The following is a 16,249-nucleotide window of genomic DNA, read 5'->3' as shown; positions in this document are numbered from 1 at the left end:
AACGACAGGATGAAGCGTTGGTGAGTGTGCCGCCGTTGGTGGCGGGGATCGAGCTGGGCGGCACCAAGATTGTGTGCCTGCTGGCGCGCGGGCCCGACCAGATCGAAGATCGCGTGCAATTGCCGACGACCACGCCGGCCGAGACGCTCGCCGCGGTGGAGGCGGTACTCGATGGCTGGCGCGGGTTCGACGCGCTGGGGATCGCGAGCTTCGGCCCGATCTCGATCGACCATCATGCCGGCCAATATGGCTTTATCACCTCAACGCCCAAGCCGCATTGGGCTGACACCGATGTCGCCCGGCGACTGGCGGCACGCTACAACGTACCGACCGGCTTCCACACCGATGTGGTCGGCGCCGCGTTGGCCGAGGCGCGCTGGGGCGCTGCCGAGGGCCTGCTCGACATCGCCTATGCGACCGTCGGCACCGGGATCGGCGTCGGGCTGATTGCCGGCGGGCGGCCGGTCGACGGCCTGACCCATTCCGAATTCGGCCACATCCGCCCGGTCCGCCAACCAGGCGACGATTGGGTGGGCGTGTGCCCGTTCCATGGCGCCTGCCTCGAGGGGCTGGCGTCCGGCCCCGCGATCGGCGCGCGCACCGGGCTGAAGGGCGAGGAGATCCCCGCCGATCATCCGGTGTGGGAAGGCGTGGTCCAGGCACTCGGCCAGCTTTGCCACACGTTGGTGCTGACCGGCGTACCGCGCCGCATCGTGATGGGCGGCGGCGTGATGGTCGGCAATCCCCATCTGTTCCCGCGGGTGCGCGCGGCGATGGTCAAGAGCCTCGCCGGCTATATCGCGCTCCCCGAGATCGGCGAGGACAGCTTCGTGGTGGCGCCGGCGCTCGGCGGCAATGCAGGGCCGCTCGGCGCGATCGTGCTCGGCGGCCAAGCGCTCGAAAGACAGTTGCGCTCCTACAACGCCGGCTGAACGGGTCCCGTGCTTACAGCGGCAGGGCAGGCTGGGCCTCGTCCTCGCCGGGATCCTCGCCAAGGATGCCCGACAGGGTGAGCCCGAGCAGCCGGATCCCGCCGGGCACCGGCAGCTGCGCATCGAGCAGCTCGATCCCGATCGCGAGCAGGGTGTCCCGGCTTGCCACCACGCCCGCCAACGATCGCGCGCGGGTAATGGTGCGGAAGTCGGCGTGGCGCAGCTTGAGCGTTATCGTGCGGCCACGCGCGCTGCTGCGCTCGATCCGCACCCAGGCGGCGTCGGCGACGCGGTCGAGCGCAGCGTGGAGCTCGGCGGGATCGGACAGATTGGTCTCGAACGTCCGCTCGGCGCCCACCGACTTGGTCGGCCGGTCGACGCGCACCGGGCGATGATCCTCGCCGCGGGCGGCGCCATAGAGGTAATCGGCATAGGAGCCGAAATGCGCCTGGAGAAAGGCGCGTGGCCGATCGCGCAGGTCGGCGCCGGTGAGGATACCAAGCTGCTCCATCCGCTGCGCGGTGACCGGGCCGACGCCGTGGAAGCGCTTCACCGGCAGCGAGGCGACAAAGGCCGCACCCTTGGCCGGCGGGATCACGCACAGGCCGTCCGGCTTGTTCTGGTCCGAGGCGAGCTTGGCGATGAACTTGTTGTAGCTCACGCCAGCGGACGCGGTGAGGCCGGTATCGGCCTTGATCCGGGCGCGGATCTGTTCGGCAATCGCCTGCGCGGAGCCGAGGCCGTGGCGGTCCTCGCTGACGTCGAGATAGGCCTCGTCGAGCGACAGTGGCTCGATCAGCGCGGTATAATCGGCGAAGATGGCGCGGATCTGCTGCGACACCGCGCGATAGACCTCAAATCGCGGCGGCACAAACACCAGATCCGGGCAGCGCCTCAGCGCCGTAACTGACGGCATCGCCGAGCGCACGCCGAACGCCCGCGCCTCGTAGCTCGCCGCTGCGACCACACCGCGCGCCCGCGAACCGCCGACCGCTACCGGGCGTCCGCGCAGTGCCGGATCGTCGCGCTGCTCGACGCTCGCGTAAAAAGCATCCATGTCGACGTGGATCACCTTGCGTTGCGGCGGCGCCGCATCGCCATGGGCGTCGGTCATCGTGGCTGTGTCGACCATGGTTCTCCTTTTGTGCCGCTAAATCGCTGCAGATCAAGGCCGAGTTGCGACCGGCGCGTTATTATCGGGCGATGACCGACCCCACGCTCCCAGCCGCCGCCGGGCACACCGCTCTGCTCATCATCGACATGATCAACGCGCTCGATTTCGACGGGGGCAGCGAATTGAAGCCTTCGGCCGACACGGCGGCCGCGGCGATCCTGACGCTGCGCGACGCCGCCGATGCCGCTGGCGTGCCGGTGATCTACATCAACGACAACGATGGCCAGTGGCATACCGAGCGCAGCAAGCTCGTCGAGGCGGCGCTGGCCAAGTGCGGGCCGGGGCATGAGCTGATCGACCGCTTGCGCCCGCGCGAGACCGACTATTTCATCGTCAAGCCGCAGTTCTCGGGCTTCTACGCTACCAACCTGCCGGTGCTGCTGCCGCAGCTTTTGGTCAGCCGGCTGATCATCACCGGGATTGCCGCCGACATCTGCGTGCTGTTCACCGCGGCGGACGCGCACATGCGGCAGTATGAGCTGTGGATCCCCAGCGACGGCGTTGCCGGCTCGCATCCCGAGCGGACCCGTTGGGCGCTCGACATCATGCGCAACAGCATGAGCGCCGATATCAGGCAGACCGTCGAGTTGAGCCTTGCCGAGTGGATCGACGCCGTCGGCAAAACGAGCGGCGCGGCGCGTGATGATTGAGTCCTTCTTCACCATGCCTGTGAGCATCGTGGATAGATGATCGGCCTAAGCCCAGGGGCATGGATGTCGACGAACTGCGGAACGAGGCGCTGATCCGCCTGCACGAGGCCGAGCATAGCGCGTCTCCCGAACAGGCAGTCGAGCTGAGGTTGAGTGCGGCGCGGCTGCTCGCGACCGCCGAGAATTTCGAGCGACCCGGTGGCGCAGTGCTTGGTCATCAACCGCAATTGCGCGCCGCCTGACGTCTTGACCCCGTGGCCATTGTGGCGGGCGGTGCGTTGAACCGGCCTCGCACCTTCCGCGAGCGGAGCTTGCCCATGGCCGACCACGACAACCACAATGCCGAGCCGCAGCGCGGGCTGGTGCCGCACATGCTGCGCTACACCGCGCTAATCGGCGTGCTGGCGATCCTCATCATGCTGTGGTTCGCGTTCAGGCGCTGAGCCCCTGCGACAAGTACGGGGGGAGGGCTGGAGGTTGCCGTAACTCGGCCGCTTCTATGGCAAGGCCATGCGAGAACCCTCTGTCTCCGTACGGCTCGACGGCCATTATCGGGCGATCATCGCGGTGCTGTCACAGGTATCGCCGGTGCTCGCCAGGCAGAGCATCTTCGCCGCCGATGCCGCGATGCTGATCGAGCGGCGCCAGGAGATGGCGCGGCTGCTGATGGAATATGCGCTGTTCAAGCATCGCGACATCTTCGAGCCAGCGATCTTTGCCGGTGGCGAGCGGGCCAAGGAGGCGAGGCGGCTGAAGATCGCCTGCATCGTCGCCGGTGAGGAGTTTCGCACCTATACCCGCGCCGCGGCGGCAGCGGGGCCGCTCGACGATTGGCGCGCCTATCGGCTGCGCGCGCTCGCCCAGACTGCCAGCCTGCGGGGCCATGTCGTCGCCGAGCGCGTCTCGATCCTGCAACTGCTCGGCCGGCAGGAGCGGATCAGCCCCAAGGCGCCGCGCGCCGAGGTGCACACGCCGGTGATGCTCTAGCCGATTAGCGGATGTTCGGGGGGAAGGGACCTCATCGTCCCAACGCTGCAATGGTCGGGGCGATAGGATTCGAACCTACGACCCCTGGACCCCGAGACCAGTGCGCTACCAGACTGCGCCACGCCCCGACACATTGCAGGTGGGAGCGCCTAGCCGCAGTGCCGGCGCGCATCAAGCCCTAAAAGCACCGGGCTTTTCGCCTTTACCCGCGCCGCCGCGATGCTAGGCCCGCGAGCGTGAGTTGGATTGAAGCGCTTGCCGCCCTGCTGGTCATCGTCAACGTCGCGCTGGTGGCGGGGCGGAGCGTGTGGAACTACCCGTTCGCGCTCGCCGCGGTGGCGGTCTACGCGTTCGTGTTCGCCGAGGCGCGGCTGTATAGCGACGCGCTGCTCCAGGGCTTCTTCTTCGTGGTCAACGTCTACGGCTGGGTCAATTGGACCCGTAACCGCGCCGCCGCCGGCGAGCTGGTGGTCGAACGCCTGCCCGTTGCGGCACGCGCGCGCTGGGCGATCGGCTGCGCGGGCGCGACGATCGCCTGGGGGCTGCTGATGCACCGCTATACCGATGCCGCCTATCCATGGTGGGATGCCGCCATCGCGATCACCAGCATCGCCGCGCAGACGCTACAGGCGCGCCGCGCGGTCGAGAGCTGGTGGCTGTGGATCGCGGTCGATTGCGCCGCGGTGCCGCTGTACGCGGCCAAGCAGCTGTGGTTCACGACGGCGGTGTACGTCGTCCTGCTGCTGCTCTCGGTGATCGGGCTGATCGACTGGTCGCGCGCCGGGCGGCGTCAGGCGGTTGCCGCATGACGCCGCGCTCGATCTGCCTGCATGGCCCCGAGAGCACCGGCAAGTCGACCATCGCGCCGCAGCTTGCCAAGCATTTCGACACCTCGTGCGTCGCCGAGTTCGGGCGGACCTATTGCGAGGCGTTCGGCACCGACCTGACGATGGCCGACCTGGTCGAGATCGGGAAGGGCCACGACGCCAAGACCCGCGCCGCGCTCGCCCGCGGCCGCTTTCCCGTGATCCTCGACACCGACCCGCTGATGAGCGCGGTATGGGGGCTGATGATGTTCGGCCGCCGCGATCCCTGGTTCGACACCTGGCACAACACCGCCGACCTCTACCTGCTCTACGACATCGACCTGCCCTGGGTGGAGGACGGCACCCGCATGTTCGGGACCGCGGCCGAGCGGCAGCGCTTCTTCGACCTGTCGCGCGCCGAGCTCGAGCGGCGCGGCGTGCGCTGGGCGCTGGTGAGCGGCACCGGCCATGCCCGCTACCTTAACACCCTGGCCGCGATCGAGCGCCTGAGCCGCGCCTGAGCCGCGACCGACGAGGGCCATGATGACGACGGCGGGCAGGGCTGCTAGGGGCAGCGCATGACTCCGCTCTCCACGATCCGTAACTTCTCTATCATCGCGCATATCGACCATGGCAAGTCGACCCTGGCCGACCGGCTGATCCAACAGACGGGCGGCCTCACCGAGCGTGAGATGTCGAGCCAAGTCCTTGATAACATGGACATTGAGAAGGAGCGGGGGATCACCATCAAGGCGCAGACGGTGCGCCTGTCGTACCTCGCCAAGGATGGCGAGACCTATACGCTCAACCTGATGGACACGCCCGGCCACGTCGACTTCGCCTATGAGGTGAGCCGCAGCCTTGCCGCCTGCGAGGGCGCGCTGCTGGTGGTCGACGCCGCGCAGGGCGTGGAGGCGCAGACGCTCGCCAACGTCTACCAGTCGATCGAGCACGACCATGAGATCGTGCCGGTGATCAACAAGATCGACCTCCCCGCCGCCGAGCCCGAGCAGGTGCGCAAGGAGATCGAGGACGTGATCGGCATCGACGCCTCGGGCGCGGTGCTCGCCAGCGCCAAATCGGGGATCGGCATCGCCGAGATCCTCGAGGCGATCGTCACCCGCATCCCGGCGCCGAAGGGCGACATCGACGCGCCGCTGAAAGCGATGCTGGTCGACAGCTGGTACGACCCCTATCTCGGCGTCGTCATCCTCGTCCGGGTGATGGACGGCGTGCTCAAGAAGGGCCAGCAGGTCGCGTTCATGAACGCCGGCACCACTCATCTGGTGGACCGCGTCGGCTGCTTCCGCCCCAAGATCGAGCAGCTGAGCGACCTCGGCCCCGGCGAGATCGGCTTCATCACCGCGCAGATCAAGGACGTCGCGCAGGCGCGGGTCGGCGACACGCTGACCGACGCCAAGCGCCCCGCCGCCCAGGCGCTGGAGGGCTTCAAGGAAGTCCAGCCGGTGGTGTTCTGCGGGCTGTTCCCGGTCGACGCCAACGACTTCGAGAAGCTGCGCGAATCGATCAGCAAGCTGCGGCTCAACGACGCCTCCTTCTCCTTCGAGATGGAGACCAGCGCCGCCCTGGGCTTCGGCTTCCGCTGCGGCTTCCTCGGCCTGCTCCACCTCGAGATCATCCAGGAGCGGCTGACCCGCGAGTACGATCTCGACCTGATCACCACCGCGCCCTCGGTGGTCTATGAGATCGAGCTCAGCCACAATGGCGGCCATATCGAGCTGCACAACCCGGCCGACATGCCCGACCCCAACAAGATCGCGATGATCAGCGAGCCGTGGATCCAGGCGACGATCTACGTGCCGGACGAATATCTCGGCTCGATCCTCAAGCTGTGCCAGGACCGTCGCGGCATCCAGAAGAATCTCACTTATGTGGGCGGCCGCGCCCAGGCGACCTATGAGCTGCCGCTCAACGAGGTGGTGTTCGACTTCTACGACCGGCTCAAATCGCTGTCCAAGGGCTATGCGAGCTTCGACTATCACCAGATCGGCTATCGCGAGGGCGACCTCGTCAAGATGAGCATCCTCGTCAACGACGAGCCGGTCGACGCGCTGTCGATGATCGTGCACCGCGGCACCGCCGAGGTGCGCGGCCGCGGCATGTGCGAGCGGCTGAAGGAACTGATCCCGCGCCACCTGTTCAAGATCCCGATCCAGGCGGCGATCGGCGGCAAGGTGATCGCGCGCGAGACGATCAGCGCGATGCGCAAGGACGTGACCGCGAAATGCTATGGCGGCGACGCCACCCGCAAGCGCAAGCTGCTCGACAAGCAGAAGAAGGGCAAGGCGAAGATGCGCGAGTACGGGAGCGTGAGCATCCCGCAGGAGGCGTTCATCGCGGCGCTGCGGATGGGGGATGAGGGGTAGGGTTGAGGAGCTGAATTGAAGTTGCCGCTAATTAGCTAAGCAACCTTTCGTAAGGACAAGTGATATTTCGCTGTCGGCTTAGCCTCTAAGGGCTCGCCAATGCGCCCACTACTGACGTGCCGTTCTACGGCGAACGACCGTTCGCGCAAGAATCCGCCGATTGATCTTGCGTTTCCAGTCAACTTGAGCCTTCGAAAGGAGGCGTTTTCGGGCGGTTTGGAGGAGAAAGCGATACTCCTTTTCACCATACAAGTACCCCATACGGTAGGCGTATTCAATTAAATCGACGTTGGCATTTGCGGTATCATCTTGAGCTATGCGCCTAAGCCCGTCAAAGATATTTCCAGTACTGATCTGGATAAAACGGTTGATGCAGACATTGCCGACGTAAGTACTATTGTGAGTATAACGGTTTCGAATATAGCAATGTTCTTTGATGTCCTGACCGCAAGGGCAACTGTCCCATTCATCGCTAAGCTCGATAGCAACTAGATCCCATTCCTGACGCGCCGCCTCAAAGTCAGAGGCAACAGACAGCGGGAGGATGTGAGCCCTCAAGTTTGCAAAGTTCAGAGATGTCATAGATGCCTTGCCAGTTCAGCGATGAGCTTGCCTCAATCAGTTAGTGACCAGTTTTCTTCTCTAAATGCCTAATGTCGGAAGACTTACCCCTTTTCTGATGTAGTTCAAACGGTCGGTTCGCCCAGCCGGGCTGTGTTGCCGTTTAGTTCGATCAGACGCGCTGAGATTTGTGGTTCAAGCTTATACAGATCCGTCAGCGCTTGAACCGAATGGCGCGTCTCTTCCTTGCCAGTAAACGTGCCGACGTACCGTGTGGTAGGGCTGTTGAAGTGTAGCCGAGCGAGCGTTTTGCGATTGTTGTCGTCCAGAAGGACCGCGCAATAGGACTTGGAGTCTCGGATTGTCACTCGTTTCGGATCGACGTGCCGCGTGGCAATGGCCTGGATTATACGGAATCCTGCAATCTCGTCGTCCGTCGTAATGATGCCGTCTCCATCGGACAGATCATCCGAGGCCCCGTCCTCGATCGGCTCGGGCGACGGGTTCGCCACGTTGAGAGCCGACGTAAGTCGCTCGTTCACGCGATCACGGATGATCGCGCCGATCGACGCGGTAAGAATCGCCTGAAATTGCTCCTTAACGGCTGCAGTTAGTCGGCCGGACTGGACGCGCGACGCCATAAGGCGGACGAAATCTTCCGATGGTGCGGAAAACTCACGTTCCAGCTCGATGCGGACCAACGATTCCATCTTTAGTCGCCCGGCCTCCGCCACAATGCCCTCGATGCTGAACGTGGACGGCGAGAAGCGCTCGAGAGTGGCAGGGTCCGTGCGCCTGATGGAATCCAAAGAGAAAATGAAAAAGGGCTTTTCATCCATCTTGTTCGGCTGCTCGGTGTCCGAGTAGAATTGGTATACTACCCCATTTGTCAGGATTGCTACGCGAGCATCAGTGGTCGCAAAGTAGCGGAACAGCTGTGAAGCGTGCTTCAGGTCCAAGTCGACCGAGGAAGGCTTGCACTCGACGAGGATGCTCAGTGTCCCGTTGATGCATAGGGCATAATCAACCTTCTCCCCTTTTTTGATGCCGACATCCGCCGTAAATTCTGGAATCACCTCATTGGGATTGAAGACGTCGTATCCAAGCGCCTGCAGGAAGGGCATGACCAGCGCTGTCTTTGCTGCCTCCTCGGTTAGAAGGAGCTCGCGATGCTGTGCGGTGCGCTTCTCCAGTTCAACAAGCTTGGTAGCCAGATCCATATCACGACTCTCCCCCGACAATACGAGGAGACTGACTATTTCTTGGTACTTGGCAAGAGCCTACACGAAGTCTGTTAGCAGACAGGTACCTGCTCGGTCTCGATCATGCCCTCACTCCCAATCAGCCGGATCATACGGCTTCTCGACCTTCGCCACCATCGCCCGACGCTCCTCGAGGGTCGGTTGCGGCGCGGGGGTGGGCACCGGCAGGCGGTCCCAGTCGCCGCTCTCCTTGGAGGTGCGAACGCACGCGGCGGCGGCGTCTAGGGCGTCGAGCGCGGCGGGGTCGGCTAGGGCGCGCCAGCCGGGTTCGCCGGGGTTGAAGGGCTCGCGCTCGTCCTCGTCGTCGTCGTCGGGGTCGCCGATGAACTCGCCGACGAACTCGCCATCGGTATCGCCGCGGTGGATGAAGAGAACGTCTGGATCGTCCTCGATCGGGGTCTCGGCGGCGCGGATCGCGTTGGCGGCGAGCGCGGCGAGGACCTCGGCGCGCGCGGCGGCGTCGAGCGGCACGCCGGCGAAGGCGGCAAGCGTGGCGGCGTGGCTGTCGGCGTCGTCGGCCGCGTCGCTGGTGGCGGCGGTGGTGATGGTGGCCTGGGCCGCGGCGGCGGCGGCTTGGGGGAGGGTGACGCCGGGGGTGGTGGCGCCGGCGGTGGCGGCGCTGGCGGCGAGCGCGGGCTGATCCGCGGTGGCGTCCGGCGGGGCGGTGGCGATCGCGGCGGCGCTGGCGCGCGCGGTGATGTGGCGGATGGTGTGGCGGGGCTGGTCCGGCGTCGCGCCATAATGGCGCAGGATGAACATCAGCAGCCGGTCATTCTTCTTGCGGCGATAGCCCATCAGCTTGCCGCCGCAGAAGACGGGGACGAGCTGGCCGTTGAGCGCGCGCTCGAACGCCTCGTCCTTGATCCGGAGCACGCCCATGCCCTGCGCCGCCTGCCACGCCGCGCGCAGGCTCGCCGCCGCCGGGTGACGGCGCAGCGCATAGGCACTCTCCGGCGACATGTTGACCATGTTGGCCGCGGTGCGCACCGAGCCGGTGTCGGCGAGCGCGGCGATGAAGGCGCGCTGGCGCTCGGGCGTCCAGCCGTCATGCCGGTCGCGCAGCCGCGGCACGGGGGTGAAGGGGGCCGGCGCGGGTCGCTGCTCGGGCGGGGTGGGGGTGAGGTTCTTCATGAGTCGCATGGCTAACCCATATGGTTCGTTGTAGGACAGCGCTATTTGCAGGGGGTTTGTGCAGATGGGAAAGTTTGACGGCGGCGAGGCGGGGTAGAGGCATCGCTTGTCGAGGCAGAGGAGCGCCGTGGCCTTGGCTAGCTAGACCAGGATGACGTGGAGTCGATCCGTTCGTGCTGAGCTTGTCGCAGCACCGTGAGTCTCATGCCGCCTGCGGCGTCGCTCAGGACAGGCTTCGACAAGCTCAGGGCGAACGGATCGGGCAATTCGATCCGATGTCCTCACGCGCTAGCGCTGGAGCTTGGCGAGCGCGGTGTCGAGCGCCTGGAGGAAGCGGCTGCGGTCGGCGGCGGCGAACGGGCGCGGGCCGCCGAGCTGGTCGCCGCCGGCGCGCAGGTCCGCCATGATCGCGCGGGTGGCGATGGCGCCGCCGATCGAGGCGGGGGTGAAGGGCTTGCCGGTGGGGGCGAGCACCGTGGCGCCGGCCTTGAGGCAGCGATCGGCAAGGAGGATGTCGGCGGTGATCACCACCGCGCGCGCGTCGGCGGCCTCGGCGATCCAGTCGTCGGCGGCGTCGAAGCCGTCGCTCACCACGACGCGGCCGATCAGCGGGTGGGCGGGGACGCGGAAATGGCTGTTGCTGACGATCGTCACCGGCACGCCGCGGCGCCAGGCGACCTTGTAGATCTCGTCCTTGACCGGGCAGGCGTCGGCATCGACCAGGATGCGGACGCCGCCGGTCACGGGCGTGGGGGCAGGGTCAGTCATGCAGCGGCCGATGCCGGGCTTTGCGTCGCGCCGTCACCCCGGCGACCGCCGGGGTGTGGTGAGGCCGATGCCCCGACAGTGCCGTTAAAGACCCCGGCCCGCGCCGGGGTGTCAGACCGCGCCGCGGGATCAGGGGCGGGGACCGCGCGGCTTGTACGGCTTGGCCTGGTGGCGCGGCGGGCCGCCGGCGGGGCCGCTGCTGCGCGGCGGGCGGCTTGCATTGTCGCGCGGCGGACGCGCGGCATTGTCGCGCGGCGGGCGGGGGGCGCGCGCCGGGCCGTCACCCTCGCCGCGGGGCGCGCGGCCCTCGCGGGGGTTGCCGGTGAACGGGATGATCTGGAGGCTGCCCTCGTCATTCTCCGGGTTGGCGGTGCGCTTGACCGAGGCGAGCACGCGATCGGCGACCGCGCGCGGCACCTCGAACAGCGTGTCGTTCGGGTTGATACGGATCGCGCCGATCTCCGCCTTGGTGATGTGGCCGCGGCGGCAGATCAGCGGCAGCAGCCAGCGCGGGTCGGCGTTCTGGCGGCGGCCGATGTCCATCTGGAACCAGACGGTGTCGTCGAAGCCGGGACGGTGGCCCTGCGTCCTATCGCTAGATTGCGGGGCGGCCGACGACGAGTCGAGCAGGTCCTCGGCCTGCGGCATCGCGCTGCGATGGGCATGGACCAGCGCGGCGGCGATATCCTCGGGGCTCTTCTCGGCGATCAGGCGCGCGGCGAGCTCGCGATCCTCGTCGTCGAACTCGATCGGCGCGAGCAGGGTGGTGATCAGCCGCTCGCGGTCCTGCGCGCGGATGTCGTCCGCCGAGGGGGCGGGGATCCACTCGCAGGCGATCTTGGCTTGGCGCAGCATCATGTCGACACGGCGGCGGCGCGGGTAGGGCACGATGAGCACCGCGGTGCCCTTCTTGCCGGCGCGGCCGGTGCGGCCCGAGCGGTGCTGCAGCGTCTCGGCGTCGCGCGGCATCTCGACATGGACGACGAGGCTGAGGCTGGGCAGATCGATGCCGCGCGCGGCGACGTCGGTAGCGACGCAGACGCGGGCGCGGCGATCGCGCAAGGCTTGCAGCGCCTGGTTGCGCTCGTTCTGGCTGTGCTCGCCGGACAAGGCAACCGCGGCGAAGCCCCGCTCGACCAGGCTGGCGTGGAGGTGGCGGACGTTGTCGCGGGTGGCGCAGAACAGCATCGCCGTCTCCGCCTCGTGGAAGCGCAACAGGTTGATCACCGCATGCTCGATATCCGCGGGCGCGACGGTGACGGCCTGATAGGCGATGTCGCCATGGCCGCGGTCCTCGCCGACGGTGGAGATGCGCAGCGCGTCGCGCTGGTAGCGCTTGGCAAGGGCGACGATCGGCTTGGGCATCGTCGCCGAGAACATCAGCGTGCGCCGCTCGGTGGGCGAGGCATCGAGGATCTGCTCGAGGTCCTCGCGAAAGCCCATGTCGAGCATCTCGTCGGCCTCGTCGAGGACGGCGACCTTGAGGTTGGACAGGTCGAGCGCGCCGCGCTCGAGATGGTCGCGCAGGCGCCCGGGGGTGCCGACGACGATATGCGCGCCGTGGCTGAGCGAGCGGCGCTCCTTCGAGGCGTCCATCCCGCCGACGCAGGTGGCGATGCGGGCATGCGCCTCCTTGTACAGCCACATCAGCTCGCGGCTGACCTGGAGCGCGAGTTCACGGGTCGGGGCGATGATCAAGGCGAGCGGCTGTGCCGGGGGGGGCAGCGCGCCCTCGGGCATCAGCTCGCCGGCCATGGCGAGGCCGAAGGCGACGGTCTTGCCGGAGCCGGTCTGCGCGGAGACGACGAGGTCGCGCCCGGCGGCCTCAGGCTCGATGACGGCGGCCTGGACGGGTGTCGGGGCGGCATAGCCGCGCGCGGTGAGCGCCTCGGCGAGAAGCGGGGGAAGCGATGAAAAAGGCATGAAGGTCCTAAATGGGATACCGGTGCCATAGCAGCAAGGGGGCCCGAACGATAGGGGCACGCCGTCCCGCCGCGGGGCGGGGGATCAGGCCGGGCGGCGGTCTCGTCGCGCCTGGGCGTGGAACTCGGCGCGCCCGAGCAGTTGCTCGAGATCGTCAGGCGCGATGTCGAAGCTCTCATGCGCCTCGGCAAGTGCCCGGTCGATGTCGGCGCGCAGCAGGCCGGGCGCGGCGACCGGCGCCCCAGCGCGGTGCGGGTAGCGGTGGCCGGAGACGCGGTGGAAGGCCCAGCCGGCGCCGAGCAGCAGCAGCGAATTGACCGCGACCGGCGCGAACGGGAAGACGAACCCCGCCGCGGCCACCGCCGGGCCGCCGATCACCGCGGTCAGCGCCGCGGCGCCACCGGGCGGGTGGAGGCAGCGGCATAGCGACATCGTCACGATCGCCGCGCCGACCGCGAACCCCGCGGCGAGCGGCCCATGGCCGAGCAGTTGCGCCACCGCCACCCCGACCAACGCCGAGACGACATTGCCGCCGAGCAGCGGCCAGGGCTGGGCGAGCGGGCTCGCCGGCACCGCGAACAGCAGCACCGCCGACGCGCCGATCGGCGCGACCAGCAGCGGCAGGCTGCTCCAGCCGAGCATCCAGCCCGAGCTCAGGCTGGTCAGCGCGATGCCGATGCCGGCGGCCAGGCCGGCGGCGACGCGGTCGCGCAGCGTGGCGCCGGCGAGCAGAGGTATGAACAGCCGTGGCCGGGTCATCATCGCTACAGCACCTGGCCCACCGCCCAGCCGCTCGACCAGGCCCATTGGAAATTATAGCCGCCGAGCCAGCCGGTGACGTCCACCGCCTCGCCGATCGCATGCAGCCCCGGCACGCGCCGCGCCATGAGCGTCTGCGACGACAGCTCGGCGGTGCTGATCCCGCCGGCGGTAACCTCGGCCTTGGCGAAGCCTTCGCTGCCATTGGGGTTGAACGCCCAGCTGCCGAGCCGGCGCGTCGCCTCGTCGAGCCGGCGATCGGCGAGATTGGCGAGTTCGCCGGCGAGACCGAGCCGATCGGCCAGCGCCTCGGCGAGGCGATCGGGCAGGCGGGCGGCAAGCGCGCGGCGCACCGTGGTGCGCGGCTGGCTGCGCTTGGCGGCGGCGAGCCAGTCGGGCGCGGCATCGGGGACGAAATCGACCGCGATCGGCTGGCCGTGACGCCAATAGGAGGAGATCTGCAGGATCGCCGGGCCGGACAGGCCGCGATGGGTGAACAAGGCCGCCTCGCGAAACGCGATCTTGCCGATCCGCGCCACCACCTCGGCGGCGACGCCGGAGAGTTCGCGGAAAAAGGTCTCCTCGCCCCCCAGGGTGAGCGGCACCAGCGCCGGGCGCGGCTCGACCACCTTGAGCCCGAAGCGGCGGGCGAGATCATAGGCAAGGCCGGTCGCGCCCATCTTGGGGATCGATGGCCCGCCGGTGGCGATCACGAGGCGCGGCGCGCTCGCCTGCCGCGCGCCGATCGCGACGCGGTACTCGTTGCCGTCATGCGCGACCTCGCCGAGCGGCTGGCCGAGCGCGATCTCGACCGCGCCGGCACGGCACTCGTCGAGCAGCATCGCGACGATCTGGCGCGCCGAGCCGTCGCAGAACAACTGGCCCAGCGTCTTCTCGTGCCAGGCGATGCCGTGGCGCTCGACCAGCGCGACGAAGTCGGCGGCGGTGTAGCGGCCGAGCGCCGACTTGGCGAAATGCGGGTTGGCCGACAGATAGCGGTCGGCCTGGGTATGGAGGTTGGTGAAGTTGCAGCGGCCGCCGCCCGAGATCAGGATCTTCTTGCCGGGTTCGTCGGCATGATCGACCAGCAGCACGCGCCGGCCGCGCTGCCCGGCCACCGCGGCGGCCATCAGCCCGGCCGCGCCGGCGCCGAGGATGATGGCATCAAAGGTGTCGCGTGACATCGCGGCGCGTTAGCCGACGGCTGGGCGGACGTCCAATGACGTAGGTTGTCGTTCACCGCGGATCGTCATCCCCGCGCAGGCTGGGATCACATGATTGAGAGGAGCCGGGAGCCGCGCCCTCATCGTCCGCCAGCCTTATCCCAGCCTTATGAATGCGTCTTCATCAGCCACGGCTTGACCATGCCCGTCGGCCGCGGCTTGCCGTCGAGCCGCACCGCGCTGACCAGCTGCACCGGGTGGAGCAGCAATTGCCCGCCCATGCCCCCACCGGTCGGCTTGGCAAGGATGCGGTGGATGGTCGGCATGCCGCTGACGACATGGCCGAACGCCGCATAACCGGGCGAGCCAGGATGGGCATCCATCGTCGGCATCGGGCCGACGGTGATGAAAAAATTGCCCCCGGCCGATCCCGCCTCGGCGCGGCGCGCCATCGAGATGGTGCCATCGAGATGATGCAGCCCGGTCATCGCGGTGGTCTCGAGCGGGAAGGGCGGGAGGATCCGGCGCGCGTCGGTGCGGATCCCGCCCTGAACGAAGCCCTTGGTCTGCTCGTTGCGGCTGCGCGCCGAACGATAGAAGGTGACGCCGTTGAACCGACCATCATCGACATAGGCGAGGAAGTTGGCGCTGGTCTTGGGCGCATGGCGGGTGTCGAGTGCGACCACGATCGGTCCTTCCGAGGTGGTCAGTCGGACCCGCACTACCCCGTCACCGCGCGGGGCGGCCGCGGGCGCAGCCGCGGCGCTGGTGATCATGGCAAGAAGGGCATGGCGCGCGAAGATCGAAACGAAACGCATCGGTTTACTCGTGATGATGGCGGCCATAGCGGCAAGGCAGTCGGGCTAGGCAAGCGCACGTGGCTTGGCAAGCATCGCGGCGACAGCGCACGAAAGCCGAAGCGAAAGCGCGAATGCAGTTAACGAAATAACGATTGCGCTTTTTGCACTTGCGTGGAGCCGTGCTGCGCCGCAAAAGGAACCCGCCTTTCAGGCATCCTCTCCTAAAACTTTTCGGCCGGTCTCTGACCGGCCTTTTTTTTGTCCGTACGAGGCGCTAGGCGATAGCTGCCTTCGTCGCGCCGTAGATAATCATACGGAGCGGAGCCGCCGGTAAGACCGGCAACCGGCACGATGTCGGCGCGGGGGATCGAGGCCTTTTCGGCCTCTCCCCCGCTGTCGGCCTTCCTGCACGATCCTCCTTCTATAACTAGCCAACCGGTGTGCTCCTGTCGGCGCTGCCGCCAAGAAGGTGTTTGGTGCGCGCGGAGGCGCGGAGAACGCAGAGGAGAGGGAAGCCGGGATGCGGCGGCCATGGAGGCAGGATAGCGCTGAGGCCTGGGGAATGACTTATCATGCGCAGGCTCTGCGTCCTCCACGCCCCCGTGCGAGCCACCTTATCTTCTGCCCAGCCTGATCGACGCTCCCGGCTGCGGGGCGGTGCACGCCGGCGGGGCAGGGTGGTTCACAGAGGCTAAGTCGCTGGTCTGCATTGAAACTGTCGTAAAACTGAAAAAAGCTCTTGCGTGGTGGGAACGATCGACCTAGATGGGTGTCACCGCAGCGGTGGCCGACATGGTCGCCGCGGCAGTCACAACAATCTGGCGCGCTGGCTGCCCCGAGAAAAAGGGGTAAGGTAGCTGTGCCGGTATTTTTGTCGGCTCTTTGACATTGTAGGTAAGATGAAGGGACATGTGGGCGGCGGCTCCGGGTCTTGGCGGCATTCAGG

At 67.3% G+C, this 16,249-nt stretch carries 17 protein-coding genes and 1 tRNA gene; 8 read left to right on the top strand and 10 right to left on the bottom strand.

What is annotated here, in order from left to right; genetic code table 11:
- Positions 1-17: 17 nt before the first annotated feature.
- Positions 18-932 carry an ROK family protein gene (locus AC07M8_RS07835; protein WP_495173810.1) on the top strand — a complete coding sequence of 305 codons (915 nt, stop codon included), beginning with the start codon at positions 18-20 and terminating at the stop codon, positions 930-932.
- A 13-nt stretch (positions 933-945) separates the two neighbouring features.
- Here the strand turns inward: AC07M8_RS07835 and dinB are convergent, their stop codons facing one another.
- Complete coding sequence (gene dinB, locus AC07M8_RS07830; protein WP_495173809.1) at positions 946-2,064, bottom strand: DNA polymerase IV; 1,119 nt, start codon at positions 2,062-2,064, stop codon at positions 946-948.
- A 71-nt stretch (positions 2,065-2,135) separates the two neighbouring features.
- On the opposite strand from dinB, the gene AC07M8_RS07825 reads away from it, so the two are divergent.
- From AC07M8_RS07825 to AC07M8_RS07810, 4 genes are all read left to right on the top strand, one after another.
- Positions 2,136-2,756: a cysteine hydrolase family protein gene (locus AC07M8_RS07825; protein WP_495173808.1), complete on the top strand. Its 621-nt coding sequence runs from the start codon at positions 2,136-2,138 to the stop codon at positions 2,754-2,756.
- A gap of 59 nt (positions 2,757-2,815) precedes the next feature.
- Complete coding sequence (locus AC07M8_RS07820; protein ID WP_495173807.1) at positions 2,816-2,998, top strand: hypothetical protein; 183 nt, start codon at positions 2,816-2,818, stop codon at positions 2,996-2,998.
- A 75-nt stretch (positions 2,999-3,073) separates the two neighbouring features.
- A complete protein-coding gene (locus AC07M8_RS07815; RefSeq protein WP_495173806.1) occupies positions 3,074-3,199 on the top strand; it encodes a hypothetical protein in 126 nt (41 codons plus the stop codon).
- A gap of 67 nt (positions 3,200-3,266) precedes the next feature.
- Positions 3,267-3,743: a hypothetical protein gene (locus AC07M8_RS07810; RefSeq protein WP_495173805.1), complete on the top strand. Its 477-nt coding sequence runs from the start codon at positions 3,267-3,269 to the stop codon at positions 3,741-3,743.
- Between the two features lie 51 nt (positions 3,744-3,794).
- On the opposite strand, the gene AC07M8_RS07805 is transcribed toward AC07M8_RS07810, so the two are convergent.
- Positions 3,795-3,871 (bottom strand) — tRNA-Pro (locus AC07M8_RS07805).
- A 108-nt stretch (positions 3,872-3,979) separates the two neighbouring features.
- Here AC07M8_RS07805 and pnuC point away from each other — a divergent pair.
- Genes pnuC through lepA form a run of 3 tightly spaced genes read left to right on the top strand, consistent with a single transcriptional unit; the run spans position 3,980 to position 6,936 of the window.
- A complete protein-coding gene (pnuC, locus tag AC07M8_RS07800) occupies positions 3,980-4,552 on the top strand; it encodes a nicotinamide riboside transporter PnuC (RefSeq protein ID WP_495173804.1) in 573 nt (190 codons plus the stop codon).
- Positions 4,549-5,070: an AAA family ATPase gene (locus AC07M8_RS07795; RefSeq protein ID WP_495173803.1), complete on the top strand. Its 522-nt coding sequence runs from the start codon at positions 4,549-4,551 to the stop codon at positions 5,068-5,070. The genes pnuC and AC07M8_RS07795 overlap by 4 nt, the downstream gene beginning before the upstream one ends.
- 57 nt (positions 5,071-5,127) lie before the next feature.
- Positions 5,128-6,936: a translation elongation factor 4 gene (gene lepA, locus AC07M8_RS07790; protein WP_495173802.1), complete on the top strand. Its 1,809-nt coding sequence runs from the start codon at positions 5,128-5,130 to the stop codon at positions 6,934-6,936.
- Positions 6,937-7,044: 108 nt separating this feature from the next.
- Here the strand turns inward: lepA and AC07M8_RS07785 are convergent, their stop codons facing one another.
- The 8 genes from AC07M8_RS07785 to AC07M8_RS07750 all read right to left on the bottom strand — a co-directional run bounded on the left by AC07M8_RS07785 (position 7,045) and on the right by AC07M8_RS07750 (position 15,321).
- A complete protein-coding gene (locus tag AC07M8_RS07785; protein ID WP_495173801.1) occupies positions 7,045-7,518 on the bottom strand; it encodes a hypothetical protein in 474 nt (157 codons plus the stop codon).
- Between the two features lie 104 nt (positions 7,519-7,622).
- A complete protein-coding gene (locus AC07M8_RS07780) occupies positions 7,623-8,717 on the bottom strand; it encodes a type I restriction endonuclease (RefSeq protein WP_495173800.1) in 1,095 nt (364 codons plus the stop codon).
- A 111-nt stretch (positions 8,718-8,828) separates the two neighbouring features.
- Positions 8,829-9,890: a hypothetical protein gene (locus tag AC07M8_RS07775; protein ID WP_495173799.1), complete on the bottom strand. Its 1,062-nt coding sequence runs from the start codon at positions 9,888-9,890 to the stop codon at positions 8,829-8,831.
- Positions 9,891-10,178: 288 nt separating this feature from the next.
- Positions 10,179-10,658: a YaiI/YqxD family protein gene (locus tag AC07M8_RS07770; RefSeq protein WP_495173798.1), complete on the bottom strand. Its 480-nt coding sequence runs from the start codon at positions 10,656-10,658 to the stop codon at positions 10,179-10,181.
- A gap of 129 nt (positions 10,659-10,787) precedes the next feature.
- Entirely contained in the window at positions 10,788-12,581 is a 1,794-nt protein-coding gene (locus AC07M8_RS07765) for a DEAD/DEAH box helicase (protein ID WP_495173797.1), read from the bottom strand.
- Positions 12,582-12,665: 84 nt separating this feature from the next.
- The gene (locus AC07M8_RS07760; RefSeq protein WP_495173796.1) at positions 12,666-13,343 is read right to left on the bottom strand and encodes an HPP family protein; all 678 of its coding nucleotides are present in this window, start codon (positions 13,341-13,343) and stop codon (positions 12,666-12,668) included.
- A gap of 2 nt (positions 13,344-13,345) precedes the next feature.
- Complete coding sequence (locus AC07M8_RS07755; protein ID WP_495173795.1) at positions 13,346-14,524, bottom strand: BaiN/RdsA family NAD(P)/FAD-dependent oxidoreductase; 1,179 nt, start codon at positions 14,522-14,524, stop codon at positions 13,346-13,348.
- Positions 14,525-14,670: 146 nt separating this feature from the next.
- On the bottom strand, positions 14,671-15,321 hold the full coding sequence (locus tag AC07M8_RS07750; RefSeq protein WP_495173794.1) for a peptidylprolyl isomerase: 651 nt from the start codon (positions 15,319-15,321) through the stop codon (positions 14,671-14,673).
- Between the last annotated feature and the right edge of the window lie 928 nt (positions 15,322-16,249).

This window comes from Sphingomonas sp. GW821-FHT09E03 (assembly GCF_059416225.1).
The sequence above is the reverse complement of the archived record's forward strand: the minus strand, read 5'-3'. Positions and strand labels throughout refer to the sequence as shown.